This is a genomic window from Gillisia hiemivivida (assembly GCF_007997295.1).
In the GTDB taxonomy this organism is placed as follows: domain Bacteria; phylum Bacteroidota; class Bacteroidia; order Flavobacteriales; family Flavobacteriaceae; genus Gillisia; species Gillisia hiemivivida.
Genome location: NZ_VORY01000005.1, coordinates 127234 through 142449 on the forward strand (window position 1 = coordinate 127234; position 15216 = coordinate 142449).

The following is a 15216-nucleotide window of genomic DNA, read 5'->3' on the forward strand; positions in this document are numbered from 1 at the left end:
AAACTTGATTTATGAAATTCTTTAAAATTACAGCCGTGCTATTGTTGTTAGCTGTGGGCATGACTTCATGCAATACAGTTAAGGTAGCATCAGATTACGATCAGAATGTGAATTTTAGCCAGTACAAAAGTTTCGCGTTTTTTAAGCCCGGAATCGATAAAGCTGATATTTCAGATTTAGACAAAAAACGAATTTTGCGAGCTATAGAAGAAGAAATGATGTCGAAAGGCTTTACCAAGTCTGAAGAACCAGATCTTTTGGTTAGTATTTTCACTAAAACTAAAGAGAATATCAATATTTATCAAAATAATAGATTTGGATATGGTTATGGTTGGGGATGGTATCCTTGGTACTGGGGAGCAGGACAGAATACTGTTAGCACAACCAGCGAAGGAACACTTTATATAGACCTTATAGATTCTGAAGGAAAAGAATTAGTATGGCAAGGAATGGGTACTGCCGCACTTGCTAAAGAAGTTAATAAAAAGCAAGAGCGAATAAGCGAGATCGTAGAGAAAATTTTTGAGAAATATCCTCCGGGACAAACAAATTAATATAACTAAAGCCTCCAAATTGGAGGCTTTTTTATTACTTGCTATTATTCAGAAATAAGCAAAGGCTTTATATTTGGGTTCCTATTTTGTATCTTTATACTCACATTTAATGAGTTACCAGCTATGTTAGAAAAAATTGAATCTAATGAGATTTTAGAGAGGCTTCCTGCACATCTAAAGCAATTTATTAAACCTCAGGATTATGGCGAATACAGCGCTATAAATCAAGCACTTTGGAGGTATGTGATGCGTAAAAACGTAGAATACCTAAGTAAAGTGGCTCATAAATCTTATTTAGATGGCTTAAAGCAAACCGGGATCTCTATAGATCATATTCCCAACATGTATGGAATGAATAGGATCTTGCAAGAAATAGGATGGGCAGCAGTTGCTGTAGATGGATTTATCCCACCAGCTGCATTTATGGAATTCCAGGCTTACAATGTATTAGTAATTGCTAGCGATATTAGACAAATAGATCATATAGAATATACTCCCGCACCAGATATTATACATGAAGGAGCAGGGCATGCCCCTATTATTGCAAATCCGGAGTATGCTGAATACCTTAGAAGATTTGGTGAGATTGGCTGCAAAGCGATCTCCAATGCTAAGGATTATGAGATGTATGAAGCCATTAGACATTTATCTATAATCAAAGAGGCAGAAGATACTCCCGAAAAAGAAATCAAAGCCGCGGAAGATAAAGTAGATTATTTACAGAATAATATGGGAGAGCCAAGTGAAATGGCTCAAATAAGAAATCTTCATTGGTGGACCGTAGAATATGGACTTATCGGTTCATTAGAAAAGCCTAAGATCTATGGAGCAGGACTGCTCTCTTCTATTGGTGAAAGCGCTTGGTGTATGACGGATAAGGTTAAGAAAAGGCCTTATTCCATTGAAGCAGCAAAACAGGAATTTGATATTACAAAGCCACAGCCACAATTATACGTGATCCCGGATTTTGCTCACCTAAGCAGTGTTTTAGAAGAGTTTGCGAACTCAATGGCATTAAGACGTGGAGGCTTGGAAGGGATAAATAAATTAATTAATTCTAAAATTCTAGGATCAATAGAATTGAGTACCGGCCTACAGATCTCTGGAGATTTCACCAATGTGATAGAATCAGACAACAAACCGGTATATTTTCAAACTACAGGAAAAACAGCCTTATCCTATAGAGACAAAGAACTTGTGGGTCATGGCGTAAATAATCATCTGGAAGGTTTTGGATCCCCAATTGGGTTACTAAAGGGGATTAATTTAGCCATAGAAGATATGAGCCCCCGCGATCTTAAAGCTTATGATATTTATGAAGAAAAGAAAATTTCCTTTGAATTTGAAGGAAATATAAAAGTAAGCGGAAGGATTGTTACAGGAACTCGAAATTTACAAGGAAAAATTATACTTATAAGACTTAAAGATTGTACGGTTACTCACGGTGAAGAAACCTTATTTAAACCAGAATGGGGACATTACGATATGGCGATCGGGAAGAATGTGATTTCAGCATTTGCAGGCCCTGCAGACCCTTTATCCTTCGACCTTATAACCCATACCCCATCAAGTACTACAATTAAGAGTAAAAAGAATCCAGAGAAATTGGAACTGGAATCGTTATATGAAGCAGTAAGGGATAGCAGAGAAGGTAACAATACAAAATTTTCTCTTCAGGCCGCTTTCGATCTGGTGCAAAAGCATCATCATAACGATTGGTTGCTTTCCGTAGAAATTTATGAATTAATATTTCATCAAGATCCAAAACTCGCTAAAGAAATTAAAGAGCATCTCAATAAATTGAAAGTGCGCAGACCAGATGTGGCTCATCTTATAGATGGCGGATTGGAGTTAATTGAAAACGATCTAGTTCTGGATTAAGAATAAAAAATAACTTATTAGATTAAAAACCCCTATCAATTATGTCTTAAAATAATTGATAGGGGTTTTGCATACTACTAATTTGGAACCGTCAAAAGCCAAGTAAAGAAGCGGCTTGAAAAAAAATAAAAGAGTATTCAAACAATAATCAATTTGCAACTTAGCCAAAAGAATAGAAGAGTGCTCAGAGAACTAGTTGGAAAATATTGAGAATAGAAATTCGATTTTTTTTTAAAATTGCAGCTGAAGTTAAAGCTTGGAGAAGATAAAACTAAAACTTCAAGGATTCCATAGAATCAGAACTTTCAATCTCATTGCCATTATATTCCAAGGTCCACCCCATTGTATTTGTGAGAATATATATCTTTTGGAGCTCACTGATCAACCTGTTTTCAGCATTGGACTTGAGAGTCGACTTTTCTATTTTCGTCTTTAAGGACTTCTCTATTCTCTTCTTAATATTGTTATAATCTTCTGCTTCAAACTGATTTAGATAATCCTGAGTTACATCGTAATATTGAATATTTGGATTTATAGAGATCTCTTCTTCGGGAATAAAAGTTATGGTAACCGTTTTCGTTTTAGGATCAATTTCCGTTTTAAGCTTACTTAGATCATATGCAATAGTTACTTCTGCATTTACAATAATCAATGCTTTTTTCCTTGCAGAAAGCACATCTAAATAGAACTTTTTAGAATCTTTATATGAGAACACCTGAGCAAAGTTACCTTCTGTAACTACTAATTTTCCAACATTTTTGATCTGTTTCTCAATCAAACCCGTACTTTCAATTAGTTGATCTTTATCTTTCTGCTTATCGTCAAAATATTGATAAGCGATAAAGCCAATTATCACTAAAACTACTAAAAGTAAAACTTTCCTCATGTCAAAAACTTTGACGCAAGATACAAATATGTTTAGATGCTATTTCAATTAAAAGGAGTCGGAAAGACATAAAAAAAGCTAATGGACGGCCCCACCCGTCCATTAGCAATTAATTCTAAAATCTACCCCAACAAATTTTAGAAACTTAGTTTTAAAATCAGATCAAAAATCACAAAGTGAAAAGTGATATTACTTTTAAAACTTAATTAAAATTACAAAAATTAATTCTATAATCAATACTTATAAACTAATAAAATAAACCTATAATCTTATAAACCAAGTGTTTAATAAGAAGTTTATAATAGAGTTATTAACAAATTATGATTCCGATAACATAAATTATGTTCTTCAGAAATGTCTTCGCAAAAATTAAATTATAAAGGAATATTTTTAAAAGTGGCGGTAGGTATTTTATTTTTCAAGCTAAGGATTTTATCCTCCAAATTTTTTAAAAAGAGCTGATGCTTTTCTGAGTTTTCGTTGAAAGGTTTATGTCCTAAACCACTATGAATTATTTCAATAGATTTAAATAATTCTAATGCTTTTTTCGCTATCCATCCTTCAGTAAAATGTGACCAGATATAGTCTATCGCAAGAGAATTGGGATGCAGCATATCTTCGGCATAAAACCTATAATCCCTTAGCTCATCCAGCATAATTTCATAAGCAGGAAAATAGAAACAAGAATCTGCATTAGTTGTTTTTTGTGCTGCTATAAACTGATGAATTCCTGTAAGTAAATGTGCTTTACTTTGCTGATTTTCAACAAACCCATCTTTAAGGTGACGCACTGGAGAAACAGTAAATATTATTTTAATGTCAGGATTTATTGTTAATAAACATTGAAATGTATTGTTGAAAACATCTTCAATTTCTTTAACTGAAAGCAGTTCTTTTTTAAAATTTTTTTGGTCTAATTTATGGCAATTGGCTACAGAAAGGCCTGTTTCCTCCTCTTTATAATACCATGAAGTCCCAAGAGTGAACACAATATGGGTAGCATTTTCTATAAAAGAGCGTGTTTTTTGAACCCCTTCATTTAATTGAAATAACAATTCTTTTTTATTTGAAGAATTTAAACAGGAATGAGCATCAAAACAATGCCACTGTTCGTTGTGATAGAATACATCTTTGTCTTCATAATTATAAGAAGTAGCAACTTTTTCAATGAAATTACCAATTGCTCCGGGATGGTAAAAAATTCCAAATGGATTTCGAAGGTTCTGAAATTGATAGTAATCCAGCTTCTTTCCAATATTTTCAACAAAACAAGAACCTAAAAGTAAGATCTTAGAAGTATGATTTATTTTAGGTTCTTGTTCTATTACGGGTACAGATGTCCTGAATTTCATTTTCTTATATCTCTGTTCCTATTTGTAAAAAGCTCTTTACTCTAAAAAGCTTTTGGCATTTTCCAAAGCTTCAGCAATTCCTTGCGGATTCTTGCCTCCTGCAGTTGCAAAAAATGCTTGGCCCCCACCGCCTCCTTGGATATATTTCCCTAATTCTCTAACCACTTTTCCTGCATCTAAATTCTTCTGCTTTACCAATTCTTTAGAAATAAAGCAGGAAAGTAGAGCCTTTCCATCATTTTCTGCTCCCAGTAATAAAAATAAATTGTCATTATTTTCACCAAGCTGAAATGCAAGATCTTTTATTCCACCAGCATCTAGATCTACTTTTTTAGCTAGAAAAGAAATTCCATTGATTTCAGTTATTTCCTTTTGTAGTTCCCCTTTTAGATCTTTTGCTTTCTCTCTCAATAAAACATCTAACTGTTTCTTAAGGTTTGCATTTTCTTCCTGAATATTTTGAATCGCTTTTATAGGATTGTTAGTATTCTTCAGCTCAGCTGAGATTTCACTTAAAACTGAAGTTTGCTCTGTAAAGTACCTCTTAACAGCATCTCCAGTTATGGCTTCAATTCTTCTTATTCCTGCTGCAACAGCACCTTCAGAAGTGATCTTAAAATACCAGATCTCTGCCGTATTATTTACATGAGTCCCACCACAAAGTTCCATAGAATTTCCAAATTTTATAGCTCTTACAGAATCCCCATATTTTTCTCCAAATAAAGCAATCGCACCTTGACCTATAGCTTCATCGTAAGTTAAATCACGTTGCTCATTTAATTTAATTTGCTCCTGAATTCTTGAGTTAACAAAATGTTCTACTTTGGTTAATTCTTCGGAAGTAAGTTTGCTAAAATGAGAAAAATCGAATCTTAAATGATCATGATTCACCATAGATCCTTTTTGCTCTACATGAATTCCAAGAACATGTCTTAATGCCTGATGTAGTAAATGGGTAGCAGTATGATTTGCTTCTGTTCTTCTTCTTTTAGTAGTATCTACCTTAGCCATTAATAAACCAGATAAGTCTTTAGGTAAGGTTTTAGTAAAATGGATAATTAAATTATTTTCTTTTTTAGTATCAATAACCCCAATCTTTTCAGCATCCAGACTTAACAGAAATCCCTTATCCCCTACTTGTCCTCCACCTTCTGGGTAGAATGGTGTCTTATTTAATACTATTTGAAATAATTGACCGTCTTTCTTACTATCAACCTTTCTATATCTGGTAATTTCTACCGGCGACTCTACAAGATCATAACCTACAAATGGGTTAACATCTTCTTTTCCACGAACAGTCCAATCTCCAGCAGTAACTACAGATGCAGCTCTGGATCTATCTTTTTGTTGTTTTAATTCGGCATTAAATTCATTTTCATCTAGGCTATAACCACGTTCTCTTAATATAAGGGCTGTAAGATCTATTGGGAAGCCAAAGGTGTCAAAAAGCTCGAATGCTTTTTTTCCTGAAACAACCTCACCTTCAGTTTCATCAATGATCTTTTCAAGTAAAATAAGCCCTTGATCCAAAGTTCTTAAAAAAGACTGCTCTTCTTCTCTGATTACATTTTCAATTAAAGATTTTTGAGATTTAAGCTCTGGGAAAGCTTCTCCCATTTGATTGCTTAAAGTGGCAACCAATTTATAGATAAAAGGTTCCTTAATATTAAGGAAGGTAAATCCATATCTAATTGCTCTTCTCAAAATACGTCTTATTACATATCCTGCGCCAGTATTGCTTGGTAATTGACCATCTGCAATAGAAAATGCAACTGCACGAATATGATCTGCAACTACTCTTATCGCAATATCTGTTTTCTCAGATTCCCCATAAGTTGAGCTTGTTACCTTTTCTATGCTAGAAATTAGCGGAGTAAAGACATCGGTATCGTAATTAGATTTCTTATCCTGAAGCACCATACATAAGCGTTCAAAGCCCATTCCTGTATCTACGTGTTGTGCTGGAAGCTTTTCAAGCGAACCATCTGCTTTTCGGTTGAATTCCATAAAAACAAGATTCCAGATCTCTACCACCTGAGGATGATCTGCATTTACAAGATCTCTTCCGGGAACCGCTGCTTTTTCTTCTTCAGTTCTAAGATCCACATGAATTTCAGAACATGGTCCACATGGTCCCTGATCTCCCATTTCCCAAAAATTATCTTTTTTATCACCGTAGATAATTCGCTCTTCAGGAACAATTTCTTTCCAAAGATCATATGCTTCTTGGTCCAATCCTAGATTATCATTGTCTGAAGATCCTTCGAAAACAGAAACATATAATAGATCCTTTTTAACTTTAAAAACCTCTGTTAACAGCTCCCAAGCAAAATGAATTGCTTCTGTCTTAAAATAATCTCCGAAACTCCAATTCCCTAGCATCTCAAACATTGTATGATGGTAAGTATCCATCCCAACTTCCTCCAAATCGTTGTGTTTCCCGCTAACACGAAGACATTTTTGAGTATCTGTAACCCTATTATGCTTTGGCACGGTATTTCCTAGGAAATATTCCTTAAATTGGTTCATTCCTGCGTTGGTAAACATCAAGGTTGGATCGTCCTTAATGACCATTGGAGCAGAAGCTACAATTTCATGGGATTTAGATTGAAAAAATTCGAGGTATTTTGAACGTATCTCTTGAGATTTCATATGCGGAAAAGAGTCAAATAATTAATTAATTGGAGGATGAGAAAACAATTTTTATATTTGTTCGTTACTCATTACCCATTGCATGATTTTTGCAAGATTATATACTCGCAAAAATAGCATAATTTTAATATATGTCGAAGGTTAAATATTATTACGATAGTGAAACGCTTTCATATAAAAAAATAGCACATAAAAGTGGAAGAAAATTCGGTTTTGCTCTTATTGGAGTTGCCGGAGCTTTTCTAGCTGGTTTTATTTTATTGGTTATCTATATTAATATTCCTCAAATTGAGACGCCCAAGGAAATGGCTCTTAAACGAGAATTGCAAAACATGCAATTACAGTATAATATAGTCAACAAAAAAATGGATCAGATCGAGAATGTCTTGGCTAATGTAGAAGACAGAGACAATAACATCTATAGATTGTATTTTGAATCTAATCCCATTCCAGAAGAACAACGTAAAGCTGGATTTGGAGGGATTAACCGTTATAAAAATTTAGAAGGCTACGAAAACTCTAAATTAATTACAGAAACCAATCGTAGAATGGACATTCTTTCCAAGCAAATTGTGGTACAGTCTAAATCTTTAGATGAAATTGCAGTTCTTGCTGAAGAAAAAGAAAAATTACTAGCAGCAATTCCTGCTATCCAACCTGTGAAAAATGAAAATTTAAAACGTATTGCTTCTGGTTATGGATGGAGAAATGATCCATTTACTAAAGTTAAAAAATTCCATTATGGAATGGACTTTTCTGCACCAAGAGGCACGCCGGTGTATGCTACCGGAGATGGTCGTATAGAACGTGCAGATAATAGATCTACAGGTTATGGAAATCATATTAGAATAGATCATGGGTATGGCTATACCAGTCTCTATGGGCATTTGTATAAATATAATGTTCGTAAGGGACAAAAAGTGAAGCGCGGGGATGTCATTGGATTTGTGGGAAGCACAGGACGATCAGAAGCCCCTCACCTACACTATGAGATCTTCATGAATGAAGATCGAATAAATCCTATAAACTTTTACTACGGAAATCTTTCTCCCGAGGAATTTGATCAGGTCCTAATCAAGGCGCAACAAGAAAACCAATCTCTGGATTAATGCATATAAACCTACCGGAAAAAAGATACTATGCCATTGGCGAAGTTGCCGAAGCTTTTGGAGTTAACACCTCGCTTATTAGATTTTGGGAAAAAGAGTTCGATGCTCTAAAACCAAAAAAGAATGCGAAAGGCAATAGGCTATTTACGCCTCAGGATATTAAAAATCTTGAACTTATCTATCATCTTGTAAAAGAGCGTGGTTTTACTTTAGAAGGCGCAAAAATTCATTTAAAAGAAGAAAAGAAAAAAACTCTTAGTAACTTTGAAATTATACGTAAACTACAGACCGTAAAATCTGAATTAACAAAAATCAAAAATCAACTATAACATGAAAAAATGGCTTATCCCGACAATTGCGATTATTGTCTTAGGTATTATAATTTACAGTACCACTGTAGGATTTAACAACACAGCAATTGTAAAACAGGAAGATGCTAGAGAGACTTGGTCCAATGTGGAAAGTTCCTATCAACGTAGAAACGACCTTATTGGGAACTTGGTAAATACTGTAAAAGGGGCAGCAGATTTCGAAAGAGGAACACTTACAGATGTTATTGAGGCCAGATCTAAGGCTACGGGAGTAACAATAGATCCAACCAATATTACTCCCGAGCAAATGGCTCAATTCCAACAAGCACAAGGTGGCGTTTCTTCAGCTTTATCAAGGCTTTTAGTTACAGTAGAACGTTATCCTGAGTTAAAAGCAAATCAAAACTTTCTTCAGTTACAATCTCAATTAGAAGGAACAGAGAATAGAATTAATGTAGCAAGAGATCGCTACAATGCAGCTGTTACTGAATTCAATAAGTACATTAGACAATTCCCGAATACTATTTTTGCAGGTTGGTTTGGATTTGACCAGATGGTGAGATACGAAGCCGATTTAGGATCTGAGGATGCTCCGGATGTAGAATTCGATTTTAAATAGATCTTAATATGAGTAAAGTAGAAGATTTTTTGACCAAACAAGATGAAGGAGAAATTGTTGAGGCGATAAGGAAGGCAGAAAAAGCTACTTCCGGAGAGATCCGCGTACATATAGAAAAAACCCATGGAGCTACAGATATTTTCGAACGCTCCATGGAAGTTTTTCATCTCTTAAAAATGGATAACACCAAGGAGGAGAATGGAGTTCTTATCTACGTTGCGGTTGAAGATCGGGATTTTGTAATTTATGGTGATAGCGGGATTAACAAAGTAGTTCCAACAGATTTTTGGGAGAGCACTAAAGACGCTATTGTTGCCCAATTTAAATCCGGTAATTTCAAACAAGGTCTTATAGATGGAATCTTAAAAGCCGGAAAAGAATTACAAACACATTTTCCCTGGAACGAAGATGGCACAAATGAACTCTCCAACACTATATCTAAAGGATAAATGCTGAATTCCAAATTTTCATTTCTAATAACTTTTTTATTTTTACTTTCATTTTCAATTGATGCGGTCGCACAATTGGACGTTCCACCCAAACCTAAAAAGGAAACCAGTGTTTATGACTCTGCAGATATGCTAACTCCTTCTGAAGAGCAGTTACTGGAGCAAAAACTAATTAATTACGCAGATACCACTTCCACACAAATTGTAATTGCCACAATAGAATCCCTAAATGGAGAATATATTGGTTTATATGCTCCAAAATGGGCGCAAGAATGGGGAATAGGGCAAGCTAAAGAAGATAATGGATTACTGATCTTGCTTTCTAAAGTAGATAGAAAAATATGGATCACCACTGGGTATGGCTTAGAAGAGTATCTAACCGATTATAACACAAAAGACATTATAGAAAACATCATTCTGCCTGAATTTAAAAATGGTTCCTTTTATGGTGGATTGGATCAAGGAACTACTGCAATATTTCAAGTTTTAGACGGAAGTTTTGAAGGTTCTCCGGTAAGGGAGAATAAACCTTCAGGGATCCCTATCAATTTAATTGTGATGGGAATTTTCTTCGTGATTTTTCTTATTTCCTTGGCGAAAAAGAACCGAAACAATAAAGGCGGACCGGGAAGCAGAGGCGGAATGGGAAGCACAATATTAGATGCTATTATTTTAAGTAGTCTTGGAAGAGGTGCTTTTGGTGGCGGTAGCTCTGGTGGTGGCGGTGGCTTTGGTGGCGGCGGAGGCGGCTTTGGTGGTGGCTTCGGCGGCGGTGGCTTTGGTGGTGGTGGTGCCGGCGGAAGTTGGTAATTACTCAGTTAACAATAAATAATTAGCAGTTAGCAGTTAGCAGTTAGCAGTTAGCAGTTAGCAGAATTTAAATATTCTGAATCTCAGTTAAAAGACTTATTAGATTTAATTTTTAAAACAGAAACCTAAGTCTAAAACGAAAACATTATAAATAGAAAAAATCCCAAAAGATTAATATCTTTTGGGATTTTTTTATTGAATTTAGATTTTAGAAAAAGTTACTTCTTTCTAAAATATACAGATACCGGTACTCCTTTAAAGTCGTACTCTTCTCTTAGTTTATTTTCTAAATAACGCTTATATGGGTCTCTTACATACTGTGGAAGATTACAGAAAAATGCAAACTGAGGCTGTGGAGTAGGCAATTGCATACAGAACTTGATCTTTACATATTTCCCTTTCCAAGCCGGAGGAGGATAACTTTCTATAATTGGCAACATGCGCTCGTTAAGCTCGCTAGTTTTAATTTTCTTGCTTCTGTTTTTAAATACTTCAACTGCAGTTTCTATCGCCTTGAAGATTCTTTGCTTAGTTAATACCGAAATAAATACAATTGGCACATCTGTAAAAGGTTCAATTTCACTTCTAATTCTGCGCTCATATTCTTTCATAGTATTGGTTTCCTTATCTTCAACCAAATCCCATTTATTAACCAAGATCACGATTCCTTTTCTATTACGTTGTGCAAGCCAGAAAATGTTTTGGACTTGACCATCAAAACCTCTGGTTGCATCTAAAATAATAAGACACACATCACAATTTTCTATTGCTCGAACAGATCTCATTACAGAATAAAATTCCAGATCTTCTTTTACTTTAGATTTTCTTCTAATTCCGGCAGTATCTACCAAATTAAATTCGAATCCGTATCTATTATATTTTGTGTCAATTGCATCTCTAGTAGTTCCGGCAACATCGGTTACAATATATCTCTCTTCCCCGATCAATGCGTTTATAAAAGAAGATTTTCCTGCATTTGGTCTTCCTACTACCGCAAAACGAGGTAATTCAGATTCTTCCTCATCTTCTAATTCTGGCAATATCTCTATTAATGCATCTAATAATTCTCCAGTTCCACTTCCACTGGTACTAGCAATTGGATATAATTCTCCTAATCCTAAAGAATAGAATTCTACTGCATTTTCCAGTCTTTTAGAATTATCTACCTTATTAACAGCTAACAATACCGGCTTATCTTGCTTTCTAAGCAAATTTGCCACATCTTCATCCATCCCAGTAACTCCAGATTCTACATCTACCATAAAGATAATAGCATCTGCTTCTTCTATAGCTAGTATTACCTGCTTATCGATCTCTGCTTCAAAAATATCATCACTACCTTTAACGTATCCACCAGTATCAATAAGGGAGAATACTTGACCATTCCAGTCGGATTTTCCATAATGACGGTCTCGGGTTACCCCACTTACCGAATCCACAATAGCCTCACGGCGTTGAATTAATCGGTTAAAAAAAGTGGATTTACCTACGTTTGGTCTTCCCACAATGGCTACTATATTGCCCATATCGACTTTAATCTTAAATTAGGCTGCAAAATTAGGGTTTTTAGTTGAATAATAAGGTAGAAAGAAGTCCTGTGTATAAGAATGCAAAAAAGCAATTTAAACTACTTTTTAAAAATAAAATATTTTTGGTGAAATAGAATTAGTTTTCACTGATTCAATCATTTAAAGAATCCAAAAAATTCACAAGTAATTCTTTTCCTTCTTCCCAGATTTCAAATTCTTCAGCTCCGCAGATATGATTCTTTTTTCCAATATTTATAAGGGGGATGGCCAAGCGATCAGACCATTTTTCAGCAACCTCTATAGCGCACCACTCATCGTTTTCGCTAGAGACCATGATCCCAGGAATAAATAATTTGCTTTTCGGCATGGGTACAAAACCTGAACATTCTTTTGGAAAATCATCCCGTTCTATATCTGGCAAAGCCACCATAAAAACCCCTTTTACGCCATTTAGTTTATTCAAATGATCGGCATGAATTACAGCGCCGCCACCAAGGCTATGTGAGATTAGTATAATAGGTTTCTCGCTATACTTCTGAATATAAGATTCTAAATTTTTTACCCAAGCTTCTCTATCTGGGTTTTCCCAATCTTTCTGAACTACTCTTTTAATTTCAGGAAACAAATTTTCCCATTGGGTGTGCCAATGGTTTTCTCCAGAATCCCCAATCCCCGGGACATTAAGAAACTGGTACTTTTCTGTATACTTCCTTAAGGCATTATTAAGCGTCATTCAGAATAATTTAATATAGTCATTAATAAAGCACTCTAAACTTAATTGTGTGTTCTATCTTTTTCAATTCTTTAATAACCTCTGTGTCGTAAGCCTTATCTATATCTGTAATTACATATCCAATGGTCTCATTGGTTTTAAGATATTGTCCAACAATATTAATATCATGGGCCGCAAGTATCTTATTAATTTTGGCGATGATCCCTGGTCTATTCATATGAATATGGATCAATCTATGGGCATTCTCTAAAATAGGTAATTGTAGATTAGGGAAATTCACAGAGTTGGTTGTTCCTCCTGTATTTATATAATCTATAATCTTCCCAGGAACAAAATTCCCTATATTCACCTGTGCTTCTTCTGTGCTACCTCCAATATGTGGAGTTAAGATCACGTTTGGTAAATTTCTTAAAGCTGACTCAAAAGTGTCGTTATTTGTTTTTGGTTCTTCAGGAAAAACATCTATTCCTGCTCCCCTTACTTTCCCTGATTTTATGTTTTGCTGAAGAGATTCAATCTCAACCACATGACCTCTACTTAAATTTAGTAAGATCACCCCTTCTTTCATCTGCTCAAACTGTTTTGCAGAAATAAGATCTTTATTCTCTTTTCTTCCATCTACATGTAAACTAACAATATCAGATTTCTTCAACAATTCCTCTAGACTACTACATTTTGTTGCGTTCCCTAAAGCTAATTTTTCAACCAGGTCATAATAATAAACATCGAATCCAATGGCTTCAGCAAGAATAGAAAGTTGAGAACCAATATTTCCATATCCTACAATCCCTAGTTTTTTTCCGCGAATCTCAAAACTATTACTGGCAGACTTGTCCCAGTTCCCATCATGCATTTTGGAGATCTTATCTGGAAGATTCCGCATTAAAAGAATAATTTCTCCTATTGCCAATTCTACTACACTTCTAGTATTGCTATAGGGCGCATTAAAAACAGCCACTCCTTTTTCCAAGCAGGCATCAAGATCTATCTGATTAGTTCCAATACAAAAAGCTCCAACTGCAATTAATCTATTTGCATTGGCTAGAACTTTTTTGGTTAGCTGGGTTTTAGAGCGTATTCCTAAAACTGAAACATCCTTTATCTTTTCAGACAATTCCTCTTCATCCATCGCGCCGGTATATATAGTAACATTATAACCTTCGTTCTTTAATATTTTCAAAGCATCTGGATGGATGTTTTCCAAAAGCATCACCTTTATTCTGTTCTTAGGATAAGAAATAGCTTTATTCATTTTATGCATATATAAGAATTCATCTAAACTTGGTGTAATATGGTCAGCTTTTTTCAAAACGCTATCTCTTTCTACGTTTTCTGTAAAAGCATAGAATTTATTTGCTAGGCCTGCTGCTTTAATTTCATAATCTGTATAGCCATCTCCAATTACATAAACATCTCCCTGTAGATCCATCAATTTTAGCTGTTCTACTTTGCCATTATTAGAAGAAAGAACATTATCCTTATTAAAACTTATAATATTATCTGCGTCATCAAAAACAAAATCGTTTGCAAAAACATGATCGGCTTTAAGTCCAAGTTCTTTTACAATTGGAATTATAAACTCTTTGAAACCATTGGAAATGATATAAATATCTTCTTTATTCTCTTCAAAAAAAGATTCGTTCCTAACAAATGAGGTAGAAATTCTAGTTTTTAAGGTTTCTATTAATGGTTCAAGATGTGCTTTTTTAGCATTCAATAATTTTAAACGCTGCACTAGAGATTCTCTAAATGACAAGCCACCCTCCATTCCGCGATCTGTAAGAGATTTTAATTCTTCCAGTTTTTCCTTTTTGTTTTTATCTCCACTTAAGGAGATCTCTCCAAGAATATCTAGGGCTTCTACTTGAGTAAAAGTGCTATCAAAATCTATCACATAATTTCTCTTAATCTCCATAAATACAATATTCGAAATGTTTTTTTCAAAGGCTTAAAACTACCATTTTTAAGAGTAATTAAAGCGCTAAAGCAAATTAATTAAGTTGAAATTAACGATTAAAAAGAGATGCTGACTATAGTTATGGATTCGATAATTTACATGGATTATTTCTGAATAAAATGTAATTTTTTTGATATCTGGTAATTAAAATATTCCATTATGTCATTTCTGAAAAAATATCAATTCAGCTGAATTAACAACTATATCCACAAAATTGAAGGTTTCAAATCAAGAACCTCGGGGCAAGCCCGCCCGAACGGTACGGGCGGGCCCACGAGGTATGTCTCGATGGTTCGGGAGGAAAATACTTTTAAAAATTTGATGCAAGCCCGACTGAATGTTTCGGGCAGGCCTCGGGGAACCTGCCCAGCCGG

At 34.7% G+C, this 15216-nt stretch carries 13 protein-coding genes; 7 read left to right on the forward strand and 6 right to left on the reverse strand.

Annotated elements, in window-relative coordinates; all coding sequences use genetic code 11:
• Positions 1-11 precede the first annotated feature (11 nt).
• Together ES724_RS06845 and ES724_RS06850 are read left to right on the forward strand one after the other, a co-directional pair.
• Positions 12-554 (forward strand): DUF4136 domain-containing protein, encoded by a 543-nt coding sequence (locus tag ES724_RS06845; protein WP_146931333.1) that lies wholly within the window; start codon positions 12-14, stop codon positions 552-554.
• Between the two features lie 123 nt (positions 555-677).
• The gene (locus ES724_RS06850) at positions 678-2435 is read left to right on the forward strand and encodes an aromatic amino acid hydroxylase (protein WP_146931336.1); all 1758 of its coding nucleotides are present in this window, start codon (positions 678-680) and stop codon (positions 2433-2435) included.
• 271 nt (positions 2436-2706) lie between these two features.
• Here the strand turns inward: ES724_RS06850 and ES724_RS06855 are convergent, their stop codons facing one another.
• From ES724_RS06855 to alaS, 3 genes are all read right to left on the reverse strand, one after another.
• The gene (locus ES724_RS06855) at positions 2707-3321 is read right to left on the reverse strand and encodes a DUF4230 domain-containing protein (protein WP_146931339.1); all 615 of its coding nucleotides are present in this window, start codon (positions 3319-3321) and stop codon (positions 2707-2709) included.
• A gap of 374 nt (positions 3322-3695) precedes the next feature.
• The gene (locus ES724_RS06860) at positions 3696-4673 is read right to left on the reverse strand and encodes a GSCFA domain-containing protein (protein WP_146931342.1); all 978 of its coding nucleotides are present in this window, start codon (positions 4671-4673) and stop codon (positions 3696-3698) included.
• 36 nt (positions 4674-4709) lie between these two features.
• Complete coding sequence (gene alaS / locus ES724_RS06865) at positions 4710-7325, reverse strand: alanine--tRNA ligase (protein WP_146931345.1); 2616 nt, start codon at positions 7323-7325, stop codon at positions 4710-4712.
• Positions 7326-7456: 131 nt separating this feature from the next.
• Here alaS and ES724_RS06870 point away from each other — a divergent pair, with 131 nt between their 5' ends.
• Genes ES724_RS06870 through ES724_RS06890 form a run of 5 tightly spaced genes read left to right on the forward strand, consistent with a single transcriptional unit; the run spans position 7457 to position 10623 of the window.
• Positions 7457-8434: a M23 family metallopeptidase gene (locus tag ES724_RS06870; RefSeq protein ID WP_146931348.1), complete on the forward strand. Its 978-nt coding sequence runs from the start codon at positions 7457-7459 to the stop codon at positions 8432-8434.
• Entirely contained in the window at positions 8434-8763 is a 330-nt protein-coding gene (locus tag ES724_RS06875) for a MerR family transcriptional regulator (protein WP_026839180.1), read from the forward strand. The genes ES724_RS06870 and ES724_RS06875 overlap by 1 nt, the downstream gene beginning before the upstream one ends.
• A 1-nt stretch (position 8764) precedes the next feature.
• Positions 8765-9364 (forward strand): LemA family protein, encoded by a 600-nt coding sequence (locus tag ES724_RS06880; RefSeq protein WP_146931350.1) that lies wholly within the window; start codon positions 8765-8767, stop codon positions 9362-9364.
• Between the two features lie 8 nt (positions 9365-9372).
• Complete coding sequence (locus ES724_RS06885) at positions 9373-9813, forward strand: TPM domain-containing protein (RefSeq protein ID WP_146931353.1); 441 nt, start codon at positions 9373-9375, stop codon at positions 9811-9813.
• A complete protein-coding gene (locus ES724_RS06890) occupies positions 9814-10623 on the forward strand; it encodes a TPM domain-containing protein (protein WP_146931356.1) in 810 nt (269 codons plus the stop codon).
• Between the two features lie 218 nt (positions 10624-10841).
• Here ES724_RS06890 and der read toward each other — a convergent pair whose 3' ends face one another.
• The 3 genes from der to serA form a co-directional block, all read right to left on the reverse strand.
• Complete coding sequence (gene der, locus ES724_RS06895) at positions 10842-12149, reverse strand: ribosome biogenesis GTPase Der (RefSeq protein WP_146931359.1); 1308 nt, start codon at positions 12147-12149, stop codon at positions 10842-10844.
• Positions 12150-12303: 154 nt separating this feature from the next.
• Positions 12304-12885 (reverse strand): RBBP9/YdeN family alpha/beta hydrolase, encoded by a 582-nt coding sequence (locus tag ES724_RS06900; RefSeq protein WP_146931362.1) that lies wholly within the window; start codon positions 12883-12885, stop codon positions 12304-12306.
• A 22-nt stretch (positions 12886-12907) separates the two neighbouring features.
• Positions 12908-14800 (reverse strand): phosphoglycerate dehydrogenase, encoded by a 1893-nt coding sequence (gene serA / locus ES724_RS06905; protein ID WP_146931365.1) that lies wholly within the window; start codon positions 14798-14800, stop codon positions 12908-12910.
• Between the last annotated feature and the right edge of the window lie 416 nt (positions 14801-15216).

Coding starts and splice junctions, on each gene's coding strand:
- ES724_RS06845 (WP_146931333.1), top strand. CDS start 12: ATGAAATTCTTTAAAATTACAGCCGTGCTATTGTTGTTAGCTGTGGGC.
- ES724_RS06850 (WP_146931336.1), top strand. CDS start 678: ATGTTAGAAAAAATTGAATCTAATGAGATTTTAGAGAGGCTTCCTGCA.
- ES724_RS06855 (WP_146931339.1), bottom strand. CDS start 3,321: ATGAGGAAAGTTTTACTTTTAGTAGTTTTAGTGATAATTGGCTTTATC.
- ES724_RS06860 (WP_146931342.1), bottom strand. CDS start 4,673: ATGAAATTCAGGACATCTGTACCCGTAATAGAACAAGAACCTAAAATA.
- alaS (WP_146931345.1), bottom strand. CDS start 7,325: ATGAAATCTCAAGAGATACGTTCAAAATACCTCGAATTTTTTCAATCT.
- ES724_RS06870 (WP_146931348.1), top strand. CDS start 7,457: ATGTCGAAGGTTAAATATTATTACGATAGTGAAACGCTTTCATATAAA.
- ES724_RS06875 (WP_026839180.1), top strand. CDS start 8,434: ATGCATATAAACCTACCGGAAAAAAGATACTATGCCATTGGCGAAGTT.
- ES724_RS06880 (WP_146931350.1), top strand. CDS start 8,765: ATGAAAAAATGGCTTATCCCGACAATTGCGATTATTGTCTTAGGTATT.
- ES724_RS06885 (WP_146931353.1), top strand. CDS start 9,373: ATGAGTAAAGTAGAAGATTTTTTGACCAAACAAGATGAAGGAGAAATT.
- ES724_RS06890 (WP_146931356.1), top strand. CDS start 9,814: ATGCTGAATTCCAAATTTTCATTTCTAATAACTTTTTTATTTTTACTT.
- der (WP_146931359.1), bottom strand. CDS start 12,149: ATGGGCAATATAGTAGCCATTGTGGGAAGACCAAACGTAGGTAAATCC.
- ES724_RS06900 (WP_146931362.1), bottom strand. CDS start 12,885: ATGACGCTTAATAATGCCTTAAGGAAGTATACAGAAAAGTACCAGTTT.
- serA (WP_146931365.1), bottom strand. CDS start 14,800: ATGGAGATTAAGAGAAATTATGTGATAGATTTTGATAGCACTTTTACT.